This window comes from Aquisalimonas lutea (assembly GCF_030409225.1).
GTDB classification, from domain to species: Bacteria; Pseudomonadota; Gammaproteobacteria; order Nitrococcales; family Aquisalimonadaceae; genus Aquisalimonas; species Aquisalimonas lutea.
This window is the reverse complement of the sequence record NZ_JAUFPK010000004.1, coordinates 339,478-362,799: the sequence shown is the minus strand read 5'-3', so window position 1 is coordinate 362,799 and position 23,322 is coordinate 339,478. Positions and strand designations below refer to the sequence as shown.

Here is a 23,322-nt window from a genome sequence, read left to right as displayed (position 1 = left end):
GTCCGCGGGGCTCCCCCGGCGGAACAAACAATGAATTCACCGTGTTAGGCTTAGCTGAGCTTATGCCGCCCGGAGGCGCTGGTGCCCAGATCGTTGCCACCGCCGAGCTGGCTGCGCACGTTCGAGGCGGCCGCGCGCCACACGAGCTTCACGCGCGCCGCCGAGGAGCTGCACGTGACCCAGTCCGCGGTCAGCCAGCAGATCCGCCTGCTGGAGGATCGGCTCGGCCAGGTGCTGTTTCACCGCCTGCCGCAGAGCCTGCAGCTCACCGACAGCGGCCGGGCCTACCTGGCGGTGGTCCACGACGCCTTCGAGCGGCTGACCCTCGGCACCGAGGAGCTGTTCGGCTATGCGCGCGGCGAGCTGGTCACGATCCGCGCCACGCCCGGTTTCGGCGAGCTCTGGCTGGTGCCGCGCCTGGGCTCGTTCTATCGGGAGCATCCGGACCTCGACATCCGTGTGATCTCGACCATCTGGAATCCGCAGTTCATCGAATCCGGCGTGGACCTGGAGATCCGCTACGGGATCGGCGAGTGGACCGAGCTGGAAATGCAGCCGCTCATGCAGGAATACCTCCTGCCCGTGTGCGCGGCGACGGTCTCGGCCCGGCTCGAAGGGGTCCCGGCACGGCTCGCCGACGAGCGCCTGCTGCATACGGACGGATTCCGCAACGGCTGGCCCGAATGGCTGCAACGGGCCGGGGCGGCCCGGGACGTGGACGGCGGGCGCGGCTCCCACTTCGACACGGCCGGCCTGCCGATCAAGCTGGCGGAGCAAGGGCTGGGCGTGGCCATGGGGCGCTGGTCGATGATCGAGCGGCACATCGACAGCGGCCGGCTCGTCGCCCCGTTCGACCTGGCGATGCCCGTCGAGGAGACGTTCTACGTGGCCTGGCCGGCTGGCGGGCAACTGCGCCCGGAAGCCGCGCTGCTGCGCGACTGGCTGCTGCGAGTCGCACGGGGCGCGGAGGAGTGAGCCATGCCGGGGTGGCGTGAGCCCGTTGATACGCCTTGCGGGCCCGCTGCCGGTTCGCGGTGCTACATCAGATCGTCGACGGAATGCTGCACGAAGCGGAATGCCGCACGCGCTCCCGCAACCGCGCGCTGGCACTCACCGGCGGTCAGTCCAAGGGCGTCGAGCGCCGCCTTGAAGCGGCGCCAGTGCGGGGCGCGTCCGTCCGGGTGCGCCGCCATGTGCCGGGCGCCGAACGCCGAGGACAGCCCCAGCTCGCGCTCGACTTCCTTGAGCAGGATGGCCGCCCCCATGCGCGAGCCCTCCTGGGTGTAGATCCAGCCGAACGCCTCGCACCCGTCCGGTATCACCGCCTTCGCCGCCGCACGGCGGTCGTCGTCGAGCACATCCGGCGACAGGCCGAGATCCGCGCAGTCGGACTGCACCGCCTCCAGGCGGTTCGGGTCGAGGAGGCCGGGAAGCCCTGCCTGCAGCCGGGCGTCACGATATAACGGGGCGGTGGCATGGTGCAGCCGCAGCTGCACACGCAGAAAGCGTGCGTAGCGCTGCCGGTCCGAAAACGGTGCGGCGGTCATGATCCGCTTGTCCAGCGTCTCGTGGACCGACGCGGTCTCGTTCTTGAGCCGCCGGGACAGGGGTGGCGCGGCATTCGCAACCTCGGACATGAGCAGGCCTCTTGCTATTGTTCTGGTTAGGATGGTTTCGCAGACATATCTGCCCCTATAACGTTTACGCGGTTACCACCCCTCACCTTCCCGGACCGTGCGGACACTGCGCCGCGGTACGCCATCATGGGCGCCGGCCGTCGTGTCCGCGGTGAAACTCCGGGCCAGTCTCGCCAGGGCCGCACGGTCGAGCCTGCCGGCCAATCGGTGCAGCCGCACCCACGCGCGCAAGTAGCCGTAGCGTGCCTCGGCCAGGTCGCGGCTGGCCGTGTAGAGCTGCTCCTCGGCGTCCAGCACGTCCGGATTCGTGCGCTCCCCCCCGATGACGCTCTTGCGGGTCGCCTCGACCAGCGTGCGCGCCGAGCTCACCGCCTCCCGATAGGCCGTGATCCGGGCCTCCGCACTGCGCGCCCGGTTGAACTGCTCGCGCAGATCGTTGATCAGCGTCGCCCGCTCGGCCCGCAGCTGGCGGCGCATGCGCCCTCGTTCCGCGGCGGCCTGGTGCCGGCGGGCGGTGACACCGCCCCCCGCGAACAACGGCATTTCGAAACGTATGCCGATGCGGTCGGTATCGTAGCGGCGGTTGTACGCACTTTCGGTGCTGGACTCCGTTCGCCTCGTGCTCATCTCCAGCGACACCGTCGGAAGGTGCTCCGCGCGCGCACCGGCGAGCTGCTCGTCGGCCACCTCGACGCCGTGGCGCAGCCGCTCCAGCGCCGGGCTGCCCGCCACGGCACGTTCGCGCCAGGCCCGAAACGTGCCCGGTCGTAGCGGCGGCATTCTTCCGTCAGAGCGCAATTTCGCCAACTGGCGGGGCCCGATCGCGGTCCCCGTGATCGCCTGCAGACGACGCCGGGCTGCCGCCACAGTGTCGTCCGCCTCGATCACCTTGGCGCGGGCGAGCTCCAGGCGCGCGCGGGTTTCGATCACGTCGGTCGTGGTGCCCTCCCCTCCGCGGTAGAGCCGCTCATTGGCCTGCAGGCGCGCGTCGAGGTTGCTCTTGCGCGCCCGCGCCAGGCGCTCGCGCTCCGCCGCGAGCAGGACCGCCGTGTAGGCCTCGAACACCCGTACGATCAGGGTCTGCTGCGCCTCGCGGAACTGCGCGTGCGCACGACGGCTCTTGGCCACCCCCTCCTGGTACGCGGCCCAGGCACCGTAGTCGAGCAGCGGTTGCTCCAGGCTGAGCACCGCCGCACTGCTGTCATAGTCGCGCGTGGCGGTGGCATCGCCCAGGGCGGATAGCTGCGTGACTTCCGAGCGGTTCTCGGCGGCGCTGTAGGTGAACGACACACGCGGCAGCAGCTCGGCGCGGCCGATGGCGCGATGGGACGCACCGGCCTCCCGGGCCTTGACCGCCACCTGGAAGGTGGGATCGTTGCGCAGCGCGTGTTCGTAGGCCTCCAGCACGCCCATGGCGTGTGCGTTGCCGGCCCATAGGACGGCCATGAGGGCGAGCCCGACGGTCAGGCGTGAGCGGCCGCGCGTACGGACGAGGATCGTCATTCGTTCAGCCTCCGGCAAACGCGGTGTTCAGGCGGTCCATCAACGGCTTGAACAGGTAGCTCAGCAGCGTGCGCTCGCCGGTGCGCACGAACGCCTCCACGGACATGCCCGGCCGGATCCGCCGCTCGGGGCCCCATGGCAACGCGTCACGCTCGACGCGAATCTCGACGCGGTAGTACGGCTCATTCGTCGTGTCGTCCACGAGGCGATCCGCCGATACCTGCGTGACTTCACCCGGAACCCGGGGCGTATCGCTTTGATTGAACGCCGTGAACATCAGGTCCACGGCCAGCCCCGCATGGAGCCGGTCGACCACCGACACCGGTGCGCGCCCCTCGACCAACAGCGGCGCATCCCCGGGTACGATCTCCATGAGCGTCGCGCCCTCGGCGACCACCCCGCCCTCGGTGAACACCTTCAGCCCGACCACCCGTCCGCTGGCCGGGGCCCGGATGACGGTGTCGGCGAGCCGCGATTCGACACCGTCGAGCCGCGCGCGCAGCTCGTCCGCGCGAACGCTGACCTCGGTGAGCCGGGTATCCACCTCGCGCTGATGCTCCTCCCGCCGCTGCCGCGCCCGCGCCTCCAGCTCCGCGATGCGGTTGCGCAGCTCGTTCATGCGGCCGCGGTCCTCCGCGAGCTCGGCCTCCAGGCGCTCGCTCTCGCGCCGGAGCTCAAGGAACCGGTTGCGGGCCACGTACCCGGACTCCACCAGGCCCGCCAGCCCTTCGATCTGCTCGACCAGAAGCTCACGCTGGCGCTGACGCGCCCGTCGCGTGTGGCTCAGCCCGGAGAGGCTGGCCCGACTGCCGGCGATCTTCTCCTCGATGCCCTGGAGCTCGGCCCGCAATGCGGCCCGGCGCTTGTCCAGCAGTTGGCGCTGGAGCGCCAGCATCACGGGTACGCGCGGGTCCTCGCTGGCGCGCAGGACCTCCGGAAACGCAATGCGCTCGGCGCCGCTGCTCTCAGCGCGCAGGCGCGCCGCGCGGGCGGTCGCCGCGAGCCACTGCACGCGCAGGGCTTCGGCCTCGGAGCGCAGGCGATTGTCGTTGAGACGCAGCAGAACGTCCCCGGCATCCACCGCGGCGCCCTCGCTGACGAGCAGACGCTCCACCCGTCCTCCTTCGGTCGGCTGCACCGCCTTGCGGTTACCGGAGACCGTCACCGTCGCCGGCACGGCGACGCCCTTGTCGAGCGGCGCGAGCCCCGCCCACAGGAGCAGCCCGATGAACCCGAGCAGGACGACCACCAGCCCTCCACGCAGGTAGCGGCGGGCATCCAGGTGCAAGGCGGCGTCGGGATGCGCCTCCACGTGTGCGCTCTCCGCCTCCTGATCACCCCGCCTGGCCACTGCTCTGTCCTTTGTCCGTCGCCGCAAGGTGCGTCGAGTTGACGGCCGTACGCGTGTGCTCGGTCTGCGCAGCCAGGATCCGGGCGGTAGGGCCGAAGCCCCGGACGCGCCCCTGCTGGAGCACCAGCAGACGATCGGTCAGCCGCACGATGTCCGGCTTGTGGCTGATGACCACCATGGTGCAGCCACGCTCCTTGAGCGCGGCCAGTGCCGCGAGCAGCGCCTTCTCGCCGGCGTCGTCCAGGCTGGCGTTGGGCTCATCCAGGACCAGGAGTACCGGCAGGCCGTAGACCGCGCGGGCCAGGGCGACACGCTGCTTCTGCCCGCCGGAGAGCCCGCTGCCGCCCTCGCCCAGCACCGTGTCGTAGCCGTTCGGCTGCTGGAGCACCATCTCGTGCACACCGGCCAGGCGGCCCGCCTCCACGACCCGGTCCGGGTCCGGCTCGCCGAAGCGCGCGATGTTCTCGGCGATGGTGCCGGCGAACAGCTCCACGTCCTGCGGCAGGTAGCCGATGAACGGCCCCAGCGCGGTCTTGTCCCAGGTGCCGATATCGGCGCCGTCCAGGCGGACGGTGCCGGCCGCAGGGGGCCACACGCCCACCAGCAGCCGCCCCAGCGTCGACTTGCCGGAACCCGAGGGCCCCATCAGGCCCAGCACCTCGCCGGCGGCCAGCTCGAAGCTCACCCCGCGCAGGATGCGCGTGCGCTGGCCCGGAGGCCCGCCGGCCACCTGCTCCACGGCAAGCGCGCCGGTCGGATCGGGAAGCGGCATGCCGGCCTCCCGCGGCGGATGCTCGCTGAGCAGGCCCTGGAGACGCTGGTAGGCCTGGTGGGCACCGGTCCACTGCTTCCACACGCCGATGAGCTGATCGATGGGTCCGAGCACGCGCCCCATGAGGATCGAGCCGGCGATCATCATGCCGGGCGTGATCTCGCCCTCCACGGCGAGCAGCGCCCCCAGCCCGAGCACGCCGGACTGCAGCGCAAGCCGCCCGGCCCGCGACCATGCGGTGATCACCGCGGTCCGCTCGCTGGCGCGGTTCTGCCGGGCGAGAAAGCCGCGGTGCTGGTCCAGCCAGCGCGCGCGCAGATTGGGCAACATTCCCATGGCCTCGATGGCGCCCGTGTTGCGCAGATTGGCAGTAGCGCGCTGGCTCGCCTGGATCGACCAGTCGCCGGCCTCCTCCAGCAGCGGCATCGAACGCCGCTGGTTGAGCCAGGCCAGCGCCAGCAACACCAGCGCCCCGGCCAGCGCGAGCATGCCGAGCCAGGGGTGCAGCATGGAGATAACCAGCAGGTACACCGGGAACCACGGGACATCGAAAAAGGCGAACAGCGCGTTACCGGTGGCGAACTGGCGCAACGTGGTGAGGTCGTTCAGTGCCTGACCGGCGGCCAGCCGGCCGCTCCTGAGATTGCTGTCGAAGGCGGCGTCGAAGATGCGCGGGCTCAGGCGCAGATCGACCTGCGCGCCCAGGCGAATCACCACCGCGCTGCGCAGCCATTCCAGCAGTCCCGTCATGGCATAGGCGCCCAGGACCATGACCGTGAGCATGAGCAGCGTCATCTCATTGCTGGACGCCAGCACGCGGTCGTAGACCTGGAGCATGTACAACGCCGGCGCGAGCATCAGCAGGTTGATCACCGCGGAGAAGATGCCGACATGGATCAACCCGCCGCGGAACTGCGCGAGCACGGCTGCCATCTCGTTGCGTTGCCCGTCCCAATTACGCATCGACGTACGGGAAAACGCGGCGCATTCGGCGTATCGACATGGCGTTCGCTCGATTCACGGGGATAAAGGCCGCTACGGCCGCCCTGCACCGGACGACCGCAGCGGGACCTCCGCCTCCCTGGCGGGTGCTGCTTCCCTGCCCTTGCGCCGACTCAGGCAGCAATCGTGACGTCGTTGACGTCGTCGATGCCCACGAGAGTCACCGTGCCCTGGGAGTTCGAGGACGCGTCGAAGACCTCGATCTCCAGGTCGCTGCCGACGACCGTGTCGGAGTAGCTGTCGAACGCCGAGATGTCGACGACGTCGTCGCCGATCTCGTAGTCCTCGATGGTGTCGTCACCGATGGTGCCGGCGTTGCCGTACAGATCGAACAGGAACGTGTCGTCGCCACCGTTGCCGGTCAGCGTGTCATCGCCGGCGTAGCCGTTGATGACGTCGTCCCCGGAGCTGCCGTTGACGGTGAGGTCCTCGGTGTTGAGGAAGTTCTCCAGCTCCGTGGCATCGCCCTGCATCAGACCGTAGACGATCTCGTGGATCTGGTTGTTGGCCACTGCTCCAGAGCTCAGGTCGAGCCCGTCGACGGTCAGCTCCGGACCGGAGTTGAAGGAGTACGGCGTCGAGGTGCCACCGCCGATCTGATCACCGAACTCCAACTTCTCGAGGTCACCGTAGAGCGTGTGCGCCGGGGAATCCATGAACGTATAGTCGAGCGTCTCTCCCGCAGGTGCGGATGCGATGAAGCCCGCTGTGTGACCGGCCACGCCACTGGACATAGCGTACTGCGAGCCGGAAAACATGCCGGGATAGAAGCCGCCGGTGTTGTCCGGATGATCACCGGTGACGAACTCGCCTTCCCACCAGCTGAGGTAGTCGTCCCCACCGGTACTCGTCGCCTGGTCATGGGTGATGGTGATAGCCATTGCAGCCTCCTTGGTGCATTACCTTTCGCGCTTCTCCAAGATCCCGGCAAAGCGCCGGGACCGCCTTTCCCGCCTTCCGGCAGGAAAACCCTAGAATCGAAGCTCCATGCTCCCCTGCACGGTCCGGCCGCGGCCGAGCGTGACGTCCAACGGGTCGCCGTAGCCTGCGAGATAGGCCCGGTCGAGCACGTTGTCGACGGTCAGGCGCAGCGTCATGTGCTCGTTTGGCTGATAGCTGGAGTAGAAGTCCCAGACCGTGTAGTCGTCCCAGACCGGAGGAAAGGCGTACTCCTCGCCCCTTGCGAGCGATTCCTCACGGCTCTCGTTGAAGCCTTCGGCGTGGCGTACCTTGATGCCGATGTCCACTTGCTGGTCAAGCAGCCTTACGCCCGTATGGGCGCTGAGCTTGTCCGGCGGCGGGTACTCAGCGGAACCGAAGACCGCACAATTGGCGGCTGGTGGATTGGGCCTGTCGTAAACCGTGCCGAGGTAGTAATAACTCGAACAAAGGTTGTCCTTGTTATCGCCGATCATGTTCGTGTAGTTGAGCCCGGCGTACCAAAAGCCGGCATCGTACTCGAGCTTGAATTCAGTGCCGCGAAACCGGACCTCCTTGGCCGAGTTGTCGTAGGCCATCTGAAAATCGCCCGCCATCGTCTGGTGCGGCGCCTGCTTCGAGAACGACATGTAGATGAAATCGTCGACCCGGGTATCGAAGTAGTTGACCTTGAGGCGCAAGGCATCGCGCTCCGTGAACAGCCGGTCGGCCTGGATGTTCACGCCGGCCTCCCAGGTCTCGGACTTCTCCGGATCGAGGTAGGGATTCGGCTGTGTCGATGCCACCGTGTCGCCAACATGGCCGCCCGTGATCAGGGTCTCCGTAATGGCGGGCATACGCCACGACTCTCCCCAGCGGGCGTAGGGCTGGAGCCAGTCGGTGACCTGCACGGCGGCGGAGAGGGTCGGCGAGGTGTGCTCGAATGTGCGATCAATATCGTACGAATATTCCCTGGGCCAGCCGTCGCCGGTCGCATGACCCGGAACGTCGAATCCGGTGTGACCTCGCAGGTTGTAGTAGTCGTAACGCAGGCCGGCGCCGAGCTCGATGGTGTCGGCGTAGGTGTAGCTGAGGTCGGTGAAGGCGCTCACCGAATCCCGTTCGCCCTCGGGTGTGGTGGTTGTCAATCCGCCGATCGGACTGGCCTCGAAGTTGAGGCTGGAATCGGTGACCTCCGCCTCGGACTCCGTCTCGTCGGTGTAGCCCTCGATGCCGTAGTTTGCGCTCAAGTCGTGTCGAGCGCTGTCGAGGAACTGTGAGGTATTCTCGAGCTCAAGCCCCCAGGTGTTGGTACGGTAGCGGGTTTCGTACGCGGGCGTGCAGTAACCACTGACCCAAGAGGGAATAGGGTCATACAAGTCATAGTACTGTTTGCAGTCGCTGAGAGGGATGTAGCTGCTGCCCCGGGCAGAGCGTTCCTGGTCCATGTACGTTGTGACGTAATAGAGCTGCGCGCTGAGATCGACCAGCCCCGTCGGTGGGGCATACTCGTAGCCCAGTGTGGATGTCCGAGAAGTGACATCATTCGAGCCGGTTCGCTCGTACAGCGTATCGCCGCCTTGATTGAATTCCGTAAAGGTCGCTCGGCTGGAGCTGTGCTCCATTCCGGTGTCGAGATAGCTCAGCTCGAAGCGCTGGAAGTCCGTCGGCATGACGCCGATCTTGGCGAGGGTGGAGCGGCTGGAGCGACCAGACTCCCGTACCGCCGTCTGTTTTTGTCGATCCGAATCGCCGACCCGCCGATCCGTGCCCAGTTCACCGTTGTCGCCGGGCTCGTACTCGCCGAACTCCTGTCCGCTGCGCGCGAGCAGCACGTCGAAGCTGTCGGTCGCGTACGCCGCGGCGGCGCTGCCGATGAACTCGGTGCCGTTGGCATACTCACCGAGGCCGGTGGTGCCGCGCAGGCGCAGCCCGGCGCTGTTGCCCGGAAGAATGACGTCGTACGGGCCGATGGTGCGGAAATTGGCCGAGCCGGCGATGGCGCCGGCGCCGTGAACCCCGGAGCTCGGGCCCTTGTCCACCTGCACCTCGGCGAGCAGCTCCGGGTCGATGTACATCTGGCCGTTGCGCTGCTGGTGGCCGCTGATCTGGAAGTTCTGGCGGGCGCCGTCGATCATCATGTTGACCCGGCCGAAGTCCTGCATGCCGCGGATGTTCACCGACAGCGCCGGATCCTGCTCGCTGAACATGCTGTAGGCGCCGGCGATCTCCTCCAGCATTTGCGCCGCGTGGCGCGGCGGGCGCCGGTCGATCTCGTCGCGGGTGAGCGTGCTGACCGAGCGGGCACGCCCGTACCCCTCGTTGTCCGGCAGCGCGACGACGTCGATGGCCCGCAGGCCGACCGCCTCCTCGTCACTGACCGTGGGCGCGGTGAGGACGACCGTGCGCGGATCGCGGTACTCAAAGCGCAGCTCCGTGCCCGATAGCAGCCGCGTGAGGGCGCGATCGGCACTCATCTCGCCGCGCACACCGGGCGCCTGGCCGCTGATCGCGTGGTTGTCCGGGCGCACCACGCTGATCCGCGTGACCTCGGTGAACTCGCCCAGGGCGGACAGCAGCGGCTGGCTGGCGATATCGAACGTGTATTGCTGCGCCTGGGCGCTGTCGGCATCGTCCGGCCGCGGATCCGGTGTTTCAGACGTGGTCTGGGCCGGTGCCTGCCCCGCCGCCAGGCACAGCAGGACCCCGCCGATTACCAGGCGCGCCGCTCGCGCGCATTCGCTGATGTGCTTGTTGTCTCGCCATGAATGATGCATGGGTTGTCGGGCCCTCGTTACGGAATGATTCTCGTTCTCATTTCCAATAACGAGCGAGATGCCATCCCTCCTCACCCGCGGAGGTAGCCGCGGTTAACGCGGAGGCGTGCAAAGGGGCCCTTTGTTCAAAGGCAACGATGTCTCACCGGCCAGACGAGCGGTATCCAGCGCGCGGGGTGTCGCCCTCGTCAAGGTGGATGCCGCGTACGCGTTCAGGGGATGGGCGGGAGCGCCGCCGTGCCGTGCGGCCGCGGATCGATGTCCGGGGCCGGGCCTCAGCGGCGCAGCCAGACGCCAACGCCGGGGATGTGCTCGCTGCGGATGCCATGGGCCCGGCGAAGGGCGTCGAGCAGCGCCTGCGGGCGATCGGCGGGGAAGCTGCCGGAAAGCCTCACTCCCTCGAAGGCCCCGGCATCGTAGAGCAGGCGGCCCGGCAAGGCGCGCTCCAGTTGGGCGGCGATCTCGGCAAAGCGGGCACGATCGAGCAGGACCAATCCCCGTGCCCAGGCGAGCTCGACGTGCGCATCCACGGCGTGGACCTCGCCGGGATGCCCGTGGGTGACGGCTATCTGCTCGCCCCGCCGAAGCACGCGCACCGAGCTGTCGTCGTTGGCGGGCTCGCCGCCGACCTCGACCCGGCCCTCCTCCACCGTTACTTCGACGGCGCCGGGCCCGCGAGCGATGCCGAACCGCGTGCCGGTCACGCGCACGCGCGCGCCGCCGCCGACAACGACGAAGGGTCGACCACCGGCGGCGACATCCAGCCATATCCGGCCCCGGCGGAGCGTGACGCGGCGCGTGTCACCGGCGAGGTCGACGTCGACGGCGCTGTCGTAGTCGAGGTGCAGCTGCGTACCGTCGGCCAACGTGGCCCTGTGGGAGACGCCCGGTGCGGTTGCGACGTCCGCGGTTGCACGATCGAACAGGCCGGGATCCCGCCACAGAAGGCCGACGACGACGAGGATCAACAGGCAGGCGGCGGCCGCGAGCCAGGGCTGCCACCCGGCACGGCCGCGTACGGACGGGCTGCGGGGCCGGTAATCGGCGACCGCCGCCAGATGGCGTGCGGGGCCGTCCACGCGCTGCCAAAGCGCCTGCGCCTGCTCGTACGCCTCCGCGTGGCGGCTGTCCTGCGCCAGCCACCGCTCGAAGCGCTCGCGGTCCTCCGCTGTGGCGCTCGGATCCTTGAGGCGCAGATACCAGGCGATCGCCTCGTCGTCGATCTGCTCTGTCGTCGACACCTCGTTCGCCGATAACACCAAACCGGTCTACCTGCCTTATCGCCGCTGCGACGGGGAACGTGAACCTACAACAAGATAACGTCTCATGGTCGCTGCGACCTCAGTCCGTGCCTCGCCCGCGCTGCCAGTCCCGGCAGGCCTTCATGGCGCGCATCATGTGCTTTTCCACGGCGCTGGTCGAGATGCCGAGCATGCCGGCGATCGCCGCATAGGTCTCGCCGTCGACGCGGTTGAGAAGAAAGATCTGCCGGGTGCGCTCGGGCAGTTGCTCCAGGACCTCGATCAGCTGTTGCCACTCGTCGGCCATTTCCACCACGTGATCCGTGGGCGGCAGAATCCCCTCGTCCATCTCGCGCAGCCCCTGTGGACGCCGGTCCCGCACCTTCTTCGAGCGCAGATAGTCCAACGCCAGGTTCCGCGCCGTACGGTGCAGAAGCGCTGCAGAATGCTCCATGAACGGCCGATCGAGCAGCCGGAGGAAGCTTTCCTGGACCAGTTCCTCCGCAACGGCGTCATTACTGACGATGCGGCGAACGCGGCTGATCAAGCTCCGGCGCTCGTTCTCGAACAGCCGCGTCAAGGTCTCTCGCGCATCCTCCAAAGCGTTTCGCAGCCGGTTATCCGATGACGGCAGAAAGAATAATGGGAATGCGTCGTATTCGCAAATCAGCCCGGCGGCCTGCAACGGCTGCCCCGGGGCGCGGTGCCGGGCGCCGCCGGGGACGACGCGGCCCTACCCCGCGCTGAGGTACAACCGGGATGTGCCCGTTTATAGGCAGGGAAGCATCGCACGATTCCCGCGACAGCGGTCATTCACGAGCAGCGAGATCATCCGGCGGTGATGCCACGGTCCCTCTTCCGATCCAGGACGCTCCCGGGCATCGGCCCCCTCGCACGGGCGCCCGCGAGGCTGGTCTGCGTCGTGACCGGGTGCGTCATGGTGGTCCTCGGCCTCATCGGCGCGTTCCTGCCGCTCATGCCCACGACGATCTTCATGATTATCGCGGCACACTGCTTCGGGCGATCGTCGCCACGGCTGGAGGCGTGGATTCTCGCACAACCCCGGATCGGCCCGCTCGTGAAGGCCTGGCGTGCGTACGGCGCGATCCCGCGCCGGGCCAAGATGCTCGCGTGCTCGGGTATGGCGTGCGGCTTCGCGCTGTTCGTGGTGGCGGCACGGCCGGGCGCACCGCTTGCCCTCCTGGTGGCGTCGCTGCTGATCGGGGCCGCGATCTACATCGTCTCGCGCCCCGGGCCGCCGGTGAGCTACCCGCCTGGTTCCCCCGGTGGTGAGGCCTGATGAGCCTGGTGGGGAGTATGCACGGCGCCTCAGCGCGGGCTCAGCCACACGGGCATCCGCCGTCGCCCCCAGGCGGCGCTCGGCCGCTCGGCGAAGACCCCGGCGCAGCGGGTACCGCAGTTCCGGCAATAGCCTCCGGGGTCGAGGTACCAGTCGGAGAGCTGGTACCAGTCACGGCCGATCAGCCGCCCGCCGCAGTGATGGCAGTACGTGCTCTGCCCTTGCTTGTCGAACGTGTTGCCCGTGTAGGCGTAGCGGATGCCCTGCTCCAGCGCGATGTGCCGTGCACGGCCGAGCGTGGCCGGCGGGGTGTGCGGGTAGTCCTGCATCTTGAAATCGGGATGGAACGCCGTGAAGTGCAGCGGCACGTCCACGCCGATCTCGTCGCGCACCCAGGCCGCCAGCCGGGTGATCTCCTCGTCGCTGTCGTTCTCGCCCGGGATCAGCAGCGTGGTCAGCTCGAACCAGACGTCGGTCTCGAAGCGCAGGTAGCGGATGGTATCGAGCACCGGGCCCAGGGACGATCCGGTGAGTTTGCGGTAGAAGCGCTCGGTGAAGGCCTTGAGGTCGATGTTGGCCGCGTCCATCCGCCGGTAGAACTCGGCCCGCGGCTCGGGCGTGACGTAGCCCGCGGACACGGCCACCGCGTGGATGCCGCGCTCCCGGCAGGCATCGGCGATGTCGATGGCGTACTCGTGGAAGATGACCGGATCGTTGTACGTGAACGCCACGCTCTCGGCACCCAGGCGCTGCGCGGCGTCAGCCACCGCCTCGGGCTCGGCGCGATCGGCCAGGGTGTCCATTTGCCGGGACTTCGAGATATCCCAGTTCTGGCAGAACTTGCAGGCCAGGTTGCAGCCCGCCGTGCCCAGTGACAGGACCGACGAGCCGGGCCGGAAGTGATTGAGCGGCTTCTTCTCGATGGGATCGACGCAGAATCCGGACGATCGGCCGTACGTGGTCAGGACGATCCGGTCGTCCTGACGGCCGCGCACGAAGCACAGGCCGCGCTGCCCTTCCTGGAGCCGGCAGAACCGCGGGCACATGTCGCACTGGATGCGCCCATCGTCGAGCCGGTGCCAGTAGCGGGTCGCGACACCGTTCAGCCGCTCGTGGGTCACGTTCGCTCCGGGTCCGGACAGGACCTTTATCCTGCCTGCCTTTCTGGACAGAATGGGGTAATCACCCGCATTTTCAAGGCGTTCCGGGCTTATCAAAAGGTATCGGTCGCGGGAGGGAGCCGCCATGGCCAGCGAAACCGCCGTTCGCCGACCCGCCGTCGCCGGCCGCTTCTATGCCGCGGACCCGCGCGCCCTGCGCCGGGAGGTCGATGATCTCCTGGCGAGCGCCGAGCCCGGATCGCCGCCGGTGCCGAAGGCCGTCATCGCACCGCATGCCGGGTTCATGTTCTCGGGGCCGGTGGCTGCCGCCGCGTATCGCCGCCTCGAGCCCGCCGCCGGCCGGATCGCGCGGGTCGTGGTGATCGGCCCGTCGCATTTCCATCCGGTGCGCGGGGTCGCCGCGCCCGGTGCCACCGCGTTCGCAACCCCTCTGGGCGACGTGCCGGTAGACCGCGACGGGCTGGAGACGGCCCTCGCGCAGCCCGGCGTGATCACCGACGACGCGGCCCACCGCGACGAGCACAGCCTGGAGACGCAGCTCCCGTTCATCCAACGCGTTCTGGGCGATGTCGCCATCGTGCCGCTGGTGGTGGGCAGCGCCACGGCCGAAGAGGTCGGCCGGACCCTGGCAGCCCTGTGGGGCGGCGCGGAGACGGCCGTGGCGGTCAGCTCCGACCTGTCCCACTTTCACCCGGACACCGAGGCGCGGGCCCTGGACGCCCGCACGGTCGCCATCATCGAGGCGCTGAAGGGGGAGGAGCTGGGCCCGGAGAACGCCTGCGGCTTCCTGCCGATCGCGGGACTGCTCTGGCATGCCGGCCGGCACGGCGGCCGGATCCGTACCCTGCAGCTCGCCAACTCCGCCGATGCGGGCGCCCCGCCCGAGCGCGTGGTGGGCTACGGCGCCTTCGAGTACGCCGAGGCCGCGGCGTGAGCACGCCGGCATGCCCGGGGCGTCAGAAATCCACGCCGAACTCGAAGGCCACGATCCCGGCCACGTCGATGTCATAGCGGGCCGGATTCACGACACGCCTGATGTGCTGGCTGCTCGGGCCCGTGGGCTCGGGATCCGCCGCCAGGTTCACCAGCAGGCGCTTCTGGTAGTAGTCGCCGTCGGGCGTGCGCACCAGCAGCACCGTCGGTTTCAGGCGGTTTTCCGGGCTGCTGCCCACGACGACGCCCAGGGCTCCGTTGTCGAGCTCCACCAGGCTGCCGATGGGAAAGATGCCGATACAGTGGATGAAGGCCTGGACCAGCTCCGCGCCGTAAGTGGCTGCGCTGTCGTTGTAGAGGTCCTGCAGCACGTCGTCCGCGGGACGCCCCTGGCGATACGGCCGGTCGCTGGTGAGGGAGTCGTAGCGGTTGACCAGGCCGACGAGGCGGACGGTCTCGGGGATCTCCCCGCCCCGCAGGCCCCGCGGATAGCCCGTGCCATCGATGCGCTCGTGGTGCATCCGGATGATATCCAGGACTTCGCCCGGGATGTTGCCCGTGGCGGCGACCTTCTCGGCGCCGTCGTCGGGGTGGCGCTGCATGGCCTGCCACTCCGCCCGGTTGAGAGACCCCGTCCGGGTGAGCCGCTCGCCGGGCTGATCCACCTTGCCGATATCGTGCAGCAGCGCCCCCAGGCCGAGATTCTCGAGGCGCCGGCCGCGCAGGCCCTGCTCCATGCCGAAGGCGAGCGCGAGGACGCAGACGTTGATGGAATGCGCCGTGGAGTAGTCGTCCTTCCTGGCCAGATTGGTCAGCCACAGCGAGGCGCTGGTATTGCCGGAGACCTGGGACACCAGGTCCTCGACCACGGCGCGGGCCTGGCGGGAGTTCACGGTGCGCCCGAGACGCGCGTCGTCCCACGCGCTGCTCAGGAAGGCCCCGGCCGCGGTACGGCTGTCGGCTGCCGAGGCGAGCCGCTCGCGCAGGCGGTTCTTGTCCGGGTGCCGCTGGCGGCCGATGGCCGCCGCGATGTCCTGCTGCCCCGGGGACTGGTTGTCACCCGCGCCGTCGGCGCGCAGGTCCTGCTGCAGCGTCGCAAACACCCCGTCCCGCGAGCGTGCTTCTTCCACGTACACGAAGCTGCAGTACGCCCGCAGGACCTGCAGCTCCTCGTCCGTGCGGATCAGGAACCCCTGGAACATGACGGGGATTTCATCCCACGGCCGATCGGCCTCGGCAACATAGAGATCGTGACGCAGCATCGCCACCGGGACGCGCGTCAGATACCGGACATCGAGCATGCTTTTCACCTGGATTCGTCAACGGCGGAACCGGAATGCGTTGAGCCGCGGGCCCGACAGCCGGCACCATTGCTGCACCGTAGCATCGGCTCCGATGCGGAATCCGTGTCTGCGAGCACATTTCCGGCACCATGATTCCGGCAGAGGCCGTGCCCGCCCTGTCGCGTCCGTGTTATCCGCACCACCGGTTGTTCGGTACCATTCGGGGATACACGAACCCGATACGGAGCCGTCATGGCACATTCGCAGTTTCCCCAGGACGCCGACGTGGTCTACCTCAATCATGCGGGTGTCGGTGCCTGGCCCCGGCGCACCGCGGACGCAGTCGCCGCGTTCGCCCGGGAGAACGCCCAGCGCGGCGCGGCACGCTACCCGCAGTGGCTGGAAACGGAGAAGCTGCTGCGCCAGCGCCTGGCGGACCTCGTCAACGCGCCGTCGGTGGACGACATCGCCCTGGTCAAGAACACCTCCGAAGCCCTGTCCCTGATCGCCTACGGCCTCGACTGGGCCCCCGGGGACGAGGTCGTGATCAACCGGCGGGAGTTCCCCTCGAACCGCATCGTCTGGGAGTCGCTGCAGGACCAGGGGGTCGTCGTCCGCGATGTCGACCTCGGTGACGGCGAGACCCCCGAGGATGCGCTGATCACGGCGCTCGGCCCGCGAACCCGGCTGCTGGCCGTGAGCGCGGTCCAGTACGGTGACGGCCTGCGCATGGACCTCGACAGGCTGTCCGGGGCGTGCCGCGAGCACGGTGTGCTGTTCTGCGTCGACGCCATCCAGCAGCTGGGGGCGCTGCGCTTCGATCTGCAGGCGCTGGACGCGGACTTCGTGGTGGCGGACGGTCACAAGTGGCTGCTCGGGCCCGAGGGCCTGGGCCTGTTCTACTGCCGTGCCGATCTGCGCGGGCAGCTGCGGCTCACCCAGTACGGCTGGCACATGGTGGCCGACGCCGGCAACTACGACACCGTCGCCTGGGAGCCCGCCGCGACGGCGCGGCGCTTCGAGTGCGGCAGCCCCAATCTGCTGGGCGTCCACGGCCTGGAAGCGAGTCTGGCCGTGCTCCAGGACGACGTCGGCATGGCCGCCGTCGAGGCCGGCGTGCTGGCGAATGCCCGGCACCTGCTGTCGCGTCTTGAGAGCAGCTCCCTGCTGCACGTGGTCAGCGATCCGTCGGCGGACCGGCTGTCGGGCATCGTGGTGTTCGCCGCGCCCGGGGTGGACAGCAAGGCGCTGTACCGTGGGCTCATGGCCGAGGGGATCATCTGCGCCGCCCGGGGTGGCGGCGTCCGGTTCTCGCCGCACTTCTACCTGGAACCCGCGCAGCTGGATTATGCCGTCGAGCGCGCGGAAGCGTTGGCCGCGAACCTGCGCGCATCCGCCTGAACCGCCATTCGCCGGCGCCTGCCGCTACAGCACGGCGTCCGGGTCGGGTGCGGGGGCCTGCGGGAACAGCCGGTAGAAGTTCTCCGTGGTGTACGCGGCCACCTGCTCCAGGCTCTCGCCGCGCACCTGCGCCAGGCACTCGGCCACCTCGCGGACCCACGCCGGCTGGTTCTGCTTGCCCCGGTGCGGCACGGGAGCGAGGTAGGGGCAGTCGGTTTCCACCAGCAGGCAGGACCGCGGCAGCCCGGCCGCCACCTCGCGCAACGCCGCCGCCTGCCGGAACGTGAGAATGCCGGACAGCGAGATGTGAAACCCCAGGTCGAGGTAGCGTTCCGCGGCGGCCATGTCGTCGGTGAAGCAGTGGATAATGCCGCCCACCAGATCCGCCCTTTCCTCTTCCAGGATGCGCGCGGTGTCCGCCGGGGCTCCGCGGGAGTGGATGATCAGGGGCTTGCCCGCGAGATGCGCGGCGCGGACCTGGCGGCGGAAGCGCTGGATCTGCCAGTCCCGGTCGTCGGCGTCCGCGCACTGGGCGTCCAGGCCGGTCTCGCCGATGGCGAGCACCCGCGGGTGGTCGGCCATGGCGGCCAGCTCCTCCGGCGCGACCTCGCGCAGCTCCCGCCCGCAGGGGTGGACGCCGACGGAGGTGGTGATCTGCGGGTAGGCATCCGTCAGTGCCAGGAGATCCGGGGCACTGTCGATGTCGACGCTGACCGTCAGGAAGTGCCCGATTCCCCGCTCACGGGCGCGGTCAAGGTAGGTCTCCGGGTGATCGGGACCCGCATCGAGCATGTGCAGGTGACAATGGGAATCGACCAGCGGCACGGCTGCCATGGCGCGTTCGCTCTCCCGCGTGTACGAAGGGATGGTGTCAGAGGGTATGGGTCGGACGCTCGGACTCGAGGGCACCGGCGAGGTAGGTCTCGATCTTGTTGCGCGCCGGGCCGCCGTCCTTCTCGTTGAACTGAAGCCCGACGCCGGCGGTGCGGTTGCCCTGGGCCCCCTGCGGGGTGATCCACACGACCCGGCCCACGATGGGGAGCTTCTCCGGCTCTTCCATGAGGCTGAGCAGCATGAAGACCTCGTCGCCGAGGCGGTAGCTGTTGGTGGTGGGCACGAACAGGCCACCGTTGCGCACGTGGGGCATGTACGCCGCATACAGCGCGTGCTTGTCCTTGATGGTCAGCGACAGGATCCCCTGCCGCCCGCCGCGGCCGCCCGCTTGTTCAGCCATGGATACCCTCCCGTGGGCAGAGATCGCTCCAGCGAATAAACAACGACTCCAGGACCAGTTGCGTGTTCAGGGGATGATCCGCCAGTCGTCGCTGCTCCAGCAACTCGTCCAGGAAGCCGTGCAGCTTTTCCCAGTCTAGCCCCTGCGGCAGCTGATTCAGTCGACTGATTCTCGGTTTGACCCCGGCACCCTGCGTGCGCGCCAGATCCATGGCAACCGCCATGAGCAGATCGACGACCAGCGTCGCCTGCTCCTTGCGCCACTGCGATGCGGCGTGGACCGGCGTGATCTGTCCCCGGGCCACGCCCGCGAGCTGATCCACCAGCGTGCCCAGGGCGCTGCCCGCCCCTTCCTGCTGCAGCCTCACGGCGGCCAGCGGCGCGTTGCCGGTGACCGCCAGAAGCTCCACCGCCTCCCGGTCAGCGCCTTCGGCCTCCAGCCACTCCGCGGCCGCCTCCCTGGATGGTGCCTGCAGCGGCACGAGCTGACAGCGGCTCCGGATCGTGGCCGGCAGCCGCGACGGTTGATCGGAGACGAGAAGCAGCACAGTCCCTTGAGGCGGTTCCTCAAGAGTTTTCAATAAGCTATTGGCTGCACTTGTATTCATCCGCTCTGCCGGAGACACAATCGCGACCCGGAATCCGCCGTACTGGCTTTTCAGCCCCAGGCTCGCCCCCAGCGCGCGCACGGCATCGACGCGGATGGCGCGACTGCCGTCTTCCGGCATCAGCGTGTGCAGATCCGGATGGCTGCCGGCGCGCAGGAGCCCGCAGCGCGGGCATGTACCGCACGGAGCGTGCTCGGCCGACGCCTCGCAGAGAAGCAGATGCGCCAGCCGCCGGGCCAGGGCCCGCTTTCCCAGCCCCGGCGCCCCGGTCAGCAGCACCGCATGGGGAACCCGGTCGTCCCGGACCCGTTGCACCAGGGCATCCCAGGTGTCACGGAACCAGGGATAGAGGCGGTCTTCCTCGGGCACCGTCATTCGCTCCGCCCATCCAGCCAGCGGTCCAAGACGGCGACCAGCTCGCGCGCCACCGTTTCCTCGTCCCGGGATGCGTCGATGACCTGCATTCGCTCCGGCTCGTGGCGCGCCCGCTCCAGGTAGCCCTCGCGCACGCGCTGGAAGAACTCGTCGCGCTCGCGCTCGAAGCGGTCCGGCTGGCTCCTCCGCCCGGCGCGCTGGCGCCCCTGGCTGACCGGCAGATCCAGCACCAGCGTGAGATCCGGGCGGAATTCGCCCTGGAGCCATTCCTCGAGCACGGCGATGCGGTCATGTCCCAGGCCCCGGCCGCTGCCCTGGTAGGCGTAGGTGGCATCGGTAAACCGGTCACACAGCACGCACTGGCCGCGGGCCAGTGCGGGGCGGATGACGCTGCGCAGGTGCTCGGCCCGGGCCGCGAATGCCAGCAGGGCCTCCGTATCGGCGCCCATGCCGGGTTCCGAATGCGCCAGCAGCAGCGCGCGGATGGACTCGCCCAGCTCCGTGCCCCCGGGCTCCCGGGTGACCACCGGCGGCTGGTTGCGATGCTCCAGATGGCGGGCGAGCACCGTCAGGGCGGTGCTCTTGCCCGCCCCCTCGACCCCCTCCAGGGTGACGAAAAGCCCCGGCCTATCTGCCATTAGTCCTCGCCATCGAGAATGTACCGCTGCACCGCCTGATTGTGCTCCTCCAGCGTCTCCGAGAAAACGTGGGTACCGTCACCCCGCGAGACGAAATACATGGCGTCACCCGGAGCCGGATTCACCGCTGCCTCCAGCGAGGCGCCGCCCGGCATGGCGATGGGGGTCGGTGGCAGGCCGGAGCGGGTATACGTGTTGTAGGGCGTATCCTCGCGCAGATCGCTCGTGCGGATGCGGCCCTCGTATTCATCGCCCATGCCGTAGATCACCGTCGGATCGGTCTGCAGCCTCATGCCCTGCTCCAGCCGCCGGATGAAAACGCCGGCGATCTCGCGGCGTTCCTCCGGCGCGCCGGTCTCGCGCTCGATGATGGAGGCCAGGATCAATGCCTCGTACGCGGATGCCAGCGGCAGGTCCTCCTTTCGGTCGGCCCAGACCGACTCCAGGTGCTGGCGCATCTTCTCGTGCGCCCGCGCGAGGATTTCGCGGTCCGTCGTACCCCGCGTGTAGTGGTAGGTCTCCGGGTAGAACCAGCCTTCCGGGTGCTCGTCGGGCCGGCCGAGCTCCGCCATGACCTGGTCGCCGGACATGCCGTCCAGGGCGTTGACGATCCGGGGATCCGCCTCCAGCGCAGCGCGGAGCTGCCGGAATGTCCAGCCCTCGATGATGGTGAAGCGGTACTGGATGACGTCGCCCTTGACGATGCGGCTCAGCAGGCCGGGAGCGGTCATGCCCGCGGGAATCCGGTACTCGCCGCTTTGCAGCCGCGGCGCCTTGCCGGACAGGCGGGCATGCAGCCGCAGGTACAACGGGCGATCCAGGATGCCGTGGTCGTCGAGCTGGTCGGTGACGGCGCGGACGGTCTGGCCACTCTCCAGCGTAAGCGTATACGGCGCATCCCGGGTGTGCAGGGCGCTCGTGGACCAGCGCTGATAATCCACGGCCAGGGCCGCGGCTGCCAGCAGGACCACCACCGCCGCCACCAGCAATCCGCGCACGAGCAGGCGCCGCCCCGTCACCGAGCGGCCTCCCCGTCACGGGTGGCCGGCGTGCATGCCAGCCGCTCCCGGTCGATCCACTGCTGCAGCCGTCGGCTCACCGGGCCGATGGAGCCGACCGCCACGTCATCCACGTGGGTCACCGGCCAGACCCCGTTGATGCTGTTGCAGAGGAACACCTCGCTGGCGCGGCCGAGGTCCGCATCGTCCACCAGCTCCTCGCCGACCTGGAAGCCCTGGTCGGTCAGATGCGTCATGATCGCATCGCGCATGATGCCGGCCACTCCGCACGCCTCCAGGAACGGTGTTCGGACCTCGCCGTCGATGACCAGGAACAGGTTGCTCATGGTTCCTTCGATGAAGTGCCCGTTCTGATCCCGCATCAGTCCCTCGGCCACAGCCGCCTGTTCCACCTGCCGGCGCGCAAGGACCTGCTCGAGCCGGTTGAGGTGCTTGATGCCCGCGAGCGCGGGCTGACGCGCCAGGCGCACGCGGGAGACGGCCACGCGGATGCCGCTGTTCCAGCGGTCGTTCGCATGCCGGGGGTCGGCATGCAGGGACAGGATGCGGCGCGGCTGGACCGGCTCGGGCCGGGCGTAGCCGCGCCCGCCGGAGCCGGCGGTGTAGAGGACTTTCAGGATGCCGCGCCCCGCCGTCTCCGCCAGTTGCTGCGCTTCCGCGGCGAGGCGGTCGGTATCCGGTGCCGGCAGCCCCAGAGCGGTGGTGCCCCGGCCGAGCCGCTCCAGGTGCTTGTCCAGCAGGACGGGCCGGCCATCGACGACGGCGATGGTCTCGAACAGCCCGTCGCCGAACTGCAGCCCCCGATCATCGGCGGGCAGCTCGTCCCGATCGGCACCATCCACCAGGTACATGGCCGTGTACTCACTCCGGTGCGCGGAACAGCACCGTACCGTTGGTTCCCCCGAACCCGAAGGAATTCGACAGGGCGACGCGAATCGTGCGCTCCTGCGCCGTGTGCGGAACGTAGTCGAGATCGCACTCGTCGTCCGGATCATCGAGGTTGATCGTGGGCGGCGCGACCCGATCCCGCATCGCCAGCAGCGTGAACACCGCCTCGACGCCTCCGGCCGCTCCCAGCAGGTGGCCCGTCATCGACTTGGTGGAGCTGACCGCCAGCTTGTGGGCATGGTCGCCGAAGAGCCGCTTGATGGCCTTGGTTTCCGCGACATCCCCGACCTGCGTGGATGTGCCGTGGGCGTTGATGTAGTCCACCTCGTCGGCGTTCACGCCGGCATCCCGCAGTGCTGCGGTCATGCACCGGGCCGCGCCCTCGCCGCCTTCCGACGGCTGCGTCATGTGGTAGGCGTCCCCGCTCATGCCGTAGCCGGCGACCTCGGCGTAGATCGGTGCCCCGCGCCGGCGGGCGTGCTCGTACTCCTCCAGCACCAGCACGCCGGCGCCGTCGCTGAGCACGAAACCGTCACGCCCGCGATCCCAGGGGCGGCTGGCCGCCTCGGGGTCGTCGTTGCGGCTCGACAGCGCCTTGGCCGCGGAGAAACCGCCCAGCCCGGTGGGAGTGGTGGAGAACTCCGCGCCCCCGGCGACCATGACGTCCGCGTCGCCGTAGGCGATGATGCGCGCGGATTCGCCGATGTTGTGGGTACCGGTGGTGCAGGCCGTGACGATGGACAGGTTCGGCCCCTTCATGCCGTGGATGATCGACAGGTGCCCGGAGATCATGTTGATGATCGCCCCGGGGATGAAAAAGGGCGAGAGCTTGCGCGGCCCACCGTCGAGATAGGCCTTGTGCCCGTTCTCGATCCAGTTGATGCCGCCGATCCCGGAGCCGATGGCAACGCCGATGCGCTCGGCATTGTCTTCGGTGATCTCCAGCCCGGACTCACTCAGCGCCTGGTTCGCCGCCGCGATGCCGTAGTGGATGAACGGGTCCATCTTGCGGGCTTCCTTGGGATTGATGTAATCCTTGGCGTCGAACCCTTCGATGGTCCCGCCGAAGCGGGTGGCGAATCGCGAGGTATCAAACCGATCAATCGGCCGAATACCGCTGCGCCCGGCACAGATATTGTCCCAGGCTTCCTTGATGGTGTTGCCCACGGGGGAGACGATCCCCAAGCCCGTGACAACGACGCGCCGCTTGCTCAAGGTCTTGTCCTCGCTTCATCCGGTTCGCGGAGCATCCAACAAACACATGAAGGGTGCCGGCCCCCCGACACCCTTCATGCATCGCTCCGCACATGAGTTGTCGAAGC

Annotated in this window: 21 protein-coding genes; 4 read left to right on the top strand and 17 right to left on the bottom strand. The window is 68.7% G+C overall.

What is annotated here, in order from left to right; genetic code table 11:
- The first annotated feature begins 81 nt into the window (after window positions 1-81).
- Window positions 82-975: a LysR substrate-binding domain-containing protein gene (locus QWY84_RS12825; RefSeq protein ID WP_290203106.1), complete on the top strand. Its 894-nt coding sequence runs from the start codon at window positions 82-84 to the stop codon at window positions 973-975.
- A gap of 62 nt (window positions 976-1,037) precedes the next feature.
- Here the strand turns inward: QWY84_RS12825 and QWY84_RS12820 are convergent, their stop codons facing one another.
- From QWY84_RS12820 to QWY84_RS12785, 8 genes are all read right to left on the bottom strand, one after another.
- Entirely contained in the window at window positions 1,038-1,637 is a 600-nt protein-coding gene (locus QWY84_RS12820; RefSeq protein WP_290203105.1) for a biliverdin-producing heme oxygenase, read from the bottom strand.
- Between the two features lie 72 nt (window positions 1,638-1,709).
- The gene (locus QWY84_RS12815; RefSeq protein WP_290203104.1) at window positions 1,710-3,140 is read right to left on the bottom strand and encodes a TolC family outer membrane protein; all 1,431 of its coding nucleotides are present in this window, start codon (window positions 3,138-3,140) and stop codon (window positions 1,710-1,712) included.
- Between the two features lie 4 nt (window positions 3,141-3,144).
- On the bottom strand, window positions 3,145-4,491 hold the full coding sequence (locus QWY84_RS12810; RefSeq protein ID WP_290203103.1) for an HlyD family type I secretion periplasmic adaptor subunit: 1,347 nt from the start codon (window positions 4,489-4,491) through the stop codon (window positions 3,145-3,147).
- Window positions 4,475-6,196 carry a type I secretion system permease/ATPase gene (locus QWY84_RS12805; RefSeq protein ID WP_435372986.1) on the bottom strand — a complete coding sequence of 574 codons (1,722 nt, stop codon included), beginning with the start codon at window positions 6,194-6,196 and terminating at the stop codon, window positions 4,475-4,477. Before QWY84_RS12805 ends, QWY84_RS12810 begins: the two co-directional genes overlap by 17 nt.
- A gap of 182 nt (window positions 6,197-6,378) precedes the next feature.
- Window positions 6,379-7,146 (bottom strand): heme acquisition protein HasA, encoded by a 768-nt coding sequence (locus QWY84_RS12800; protein WP_290203101.1) that lies wholly within the window; start codon window positions 7,144-7,146, stop codon window positions 6,379-6,381.
- A 90-nt stretch (window positions 7,147-7,236) separates the two neighbouring features.
- Window positions 7,237-9,960 (bottom strand): TonB-dependent receptor, encoded by a 2,724-nt coding sequence (locus QWY84_RS12795; RefSeq protein WP_290203100.1) that lies wholly within the window; start codon window positions 9,958-9,960, stop codon window positions 7,237-7,239.
- Window positions 9,961-10,235: 275 nt separating this feature from the next.
- Window positions 10,236-11,201 carry a FecR family protein gene (locus tag QWY84_RS12790; RefSeq protein WP_290203099.1) on the bottom strand — a complete coding sequence of 322 codons (966 nt, stop codon included), beginning with the start codon at window positions 11,199-11,201 and terminating at the stop codon, window positions 10,236-10,238.
- 100 nt (window positions 11,202-11,301) lie between these two features.
- Complete coding sequence (locus QWY84_RS12785; RefSeq protein WP_290203098.1) at window positions 11,302-11,781, bottom strand: RNA polymerase sigma factor; 480 nt, start codon at window positions 11,779-11,781, stop codon at window positions 11,302-11,304.
- 261 nt (window positions 11,782-12,042) lie between these two features.
- Here QWY84_RS12785 and QWY84_RS12780 point away from each other — a divergent pair, with 261 nt between their 5' ends.
- Window positions 12,043-12,501 (top strand): YbaN family protein, encoded by a 459-nt coding sequence (locus tag QWY84_RS12780; protein ID WP_290203097.1) that lies wholly within the window; start codon window positions 12,043-12,045, stop codon window positions 12,499-12,501.
- Between the two features lie 29 nt (window positions 12,502-12,530).
- Here the strand turns inward: QWY84_RS12780 and amrS are convergent, their stop codons facing one another.
- Window positions 12,531-13,622: an AmmeMemoRadiSam system radical SAM enzyme gene (gene amrS, locus QWY84_RS12775; protein ID WP_290203096.1), complete on the bottom strand. Its 1,092-nt coding sequence runs from the start codon at window positions 13,620-13,622 to the stop codon at window positions 12,531-12,533.
- Between the two features lie 124 nt (window positions 13,623-13,746).
- Here amrS and amrB point away from each other — a divergent pair, with 124 nt between their 5' ends.
- Entirely contained in the window at window positions 13,747-14,556 is an 810-nt protein-coding gene (amrB, locus tag QWY84_RS12770; RefSeq protein WP_290203095.1) for an AmmeMemoRadiSam system protein B, read from the top strand.
- 22 nt (window positions 14,557-14,578) lie between these two features.
- Here amrB and QWY84_RS12765 read toward each other — a convergent pair whose 3' ends face one another.
- On the bottom strand, window positions 14,579-15,856 hold the full coding sequence (locus QWY84_RS12765; RefSeq protein WP_290203094.1) for an HD-GYP domain-containing protein: 1,278 nt from the start codon (window positions 15,854-15,856) through the stop codon (window positions 14,579-14,581).
- 234 nt (window positions 15,857-16,090) lie between these two features.
- Here QWY84_RS12765 and QWY84_RS12760 point away from each other — a divergent pair, with 234 nt between their 5' ends.
- Window positions 16,091-17,239, top strand: coding sequence for an aminotransferase class V-fold PLP-dependent enzyme (locus QWY84_RS12760; RefSeq protein WP_290203093.1), 1,149 nt, complete (start codon window positions 16,091-16,093; stop codon window positions 17,237-17,239).
- A 24-nt stretch (window positions 17,240-17,263) separates the two neighbouring features.
- Here the strand turns inward: QWY84_RS12760 and QWY84_RS12755 are convergent, their stop codons facing one another.
- Genes QWY84_RS12755 through fabF form a run of 7 tightly spaced genes read right to left on the bottom strand, consistent with a single transcriptional unit; the run spans window position 17,264 to window position 23,215 of the window.
- Window positions 17,264-18,073, bottom strand: a complete 810-nt coding sequence (locus QWY84_RS12755; protein ID WP_290203092.1) for a TatD family hydrolase — start codon at window positions 18,071-18,073, stop codon at window positions 17,264-17,266.
- 37 nt (window positions 18,074-18,110) lie between these two features.
- Window positions 18,111-18,473, bottom strand: a complete 363-nt coding sequence (locus QWY84_RS12750) for a PilZ domain-containing protein (protein ID WP_290203091.1) — start codon at window positions 18,471-18,473, stop codon at window positions 18,111-18,113.
- Window positions 18,466-19,455 carry a DNA polymerase III subunit delta' gene (locus tag QWY84_RS12745; RefSeq protein ID WP_290203090.1) on the bottom strand — a complete coding sequence of 330 codons (990 nt, stop codon included), beginning with the start codon at window positions 19,453-19,455 and terminating at the stop codon, window positions 18,466-18,468. The genes QWY84_RS12750 and QWY84_RS12745 overlap by 8 nt, the downstream gene beginning before the upstream one ends.
- Window positions 19,452-20,093, bottom strand: a complete 642-nt coding sequence (gene tmk, locus QWY84_RS12740) for a dTMP kinase (protein ID WP_290203089.1) — start codon at window positions 20,091-20,093, stop codon at window positions 19,452-19,454. The genes QWY84_RS12745 and tmk overlap by 4 nt, the downstream gene beginning before the upstream one ends.
- On the bottom strand, window positions 20,093-21,112 hold the full coding sequence (gene mltG / locus QWY84_RS12735) for an endolytic transglycosylase MltG (RefSeq protein WP_290203088.1): 1,020 nt from the start codon (window positions 21,110-21,112) through the stop codon (window positions 20,093-20,095). The genes tmk and mltG overlap by 1 nt, the downstream gene beginning before the upstream one ends.
- A complete protein-coding gene (gene pabC / locus QWY84_RS12730; protein ID WP_290203087.1) occupies window positions 21,109-21,963 on the bottom strand; it encodes an aminodeoxychorismate lyase in 855 nt (284 codons plus the stop codon). The genes mltG and pabC overlap by 4 nt, the downstream gene beginning before the upstream one ends.
- Window positions 21,964-21,973: 10 nt before the next feature.
- Complete coding sequence (gene fabF / locus QWY84_RS12725; RefSeq protein ID WP_290203086.1) at window positions 21,974-23,215, bottom strand: beta-ketoacyl-ACP synthase II; 1,242 nt, start codon at window positions 23,213-23,215, stop codon at window positions 21,974-21,976.
- Window positions 23,216-23,322 lie beyond the last annotated feature (107 nt).

What these genes read in the sequence shown, in the direction of transcription:
- QWY84_RS12820 (WP_290203105.1), bottom strand. Translation starts at nt 1,637, where the DNA reads ATGTCCGAGGTTGCGAATGCCGCGCCACCCCTGTCCCGGCGGCTCAAG.
- QWY84_RS12815 (WP_290203104.1), bottom strand. Translation starts at nt 3,140, where the DNA reads ATGACGATCCTCGTCCGTACGCGCGGCCGCTCACGCCTGACCGTCGGG.
- QWY84_RS12805 (WP_435372986.1), bottom strand. Translation starts at nt 6,196, where the DNA reads ATGGCAGCCGTGCTCGCGCAGTTCCGCGGCGGGTTGATCCATGTCGGC.
- QWY84_RS12800 (WP_290203101.1), bottom strand. Translation starts at nt 7,146, where the DNA reads ATGGCTATCACCATCACCCATGACCAGGCGACGAGTACCGGTGGGGAC.
- QWY84_RS12795 (WP_290203100.1), bottom strand. Translation starts at nt 9,960, where the DNA reads ATGCATCATTCATGGCGAGACAACAAGCACATCAGCGAATGCGCGCGA.
- QWY84_RS12780 (WP_290203097.1), top strand. Translation starts at nt 12,043, where the DNA reads ATGCCACGGTCCCTCTTCCGATCCAGGACGCTCCCGGGCATCGGCCCC.
- amrB (WP_290203095.1), top strand. Translation starts at nt 13,747, where the DNA reads ATGGCCAGCGAAACCGCCGTTCGCCGACCCGCCGTCGCCGGCCGCTTC.
- QWY84_RS12765 (WP_290203094.1), bottom strand. Translation starts at nt 15,856, where the DNA reads ATGCTCGATGTCCGGTATCTGACGCGCGTCCCGGTGGCGATGCTGCGT.
- QWY84_RS12760 (WP_290203093.1), top strand. Translation starts at nt 16,091, where the DNA reads ATGGCACATTCGCAGTTTCCCCAGGACGCCGACGTGGTCTACCTCAAT.
- QWY84_RS12755 (WP_290203092.1), bottom strand. Translation starts at nt 18,073, where the DNA reads ATGGCAGCCGTGCCGCTGGTCGATTCCCATTGTCACCTGCACATGCTC.
- QWY84_RS12750 (WP_290203091.1), bottom strand. Translation starts at nt 18,473, where the DNA reads ATGGCTGAACAAGCGGGCGGCCGCGGCGGGCGGCAGGGGATCCTGTCG.
- QWY84_RS12745 (WP_290203090.1), bottom strand. Translation starts at nt 19,455, where the DNA reads ATGACGGTGCCCGAGGAAGACCGCCTCTATCCCTGGTTCCGTGACACC.
- tmk (WP_290203089.1), bottom strand. Translation starts at nt 20,093, where the DNA reads ATGGCAGATAGGCCGGGGCTTTTCGTCACCCTGGAGGGGGTCGAGGGG.
- pabC (WP_290203087.1), bottom strand. Translation starts at nt 21,963, where the DNA reads ATGTACCTGGTGGATGGTGCCGATCGGGACGAGCTGCCCGCCGATGAT.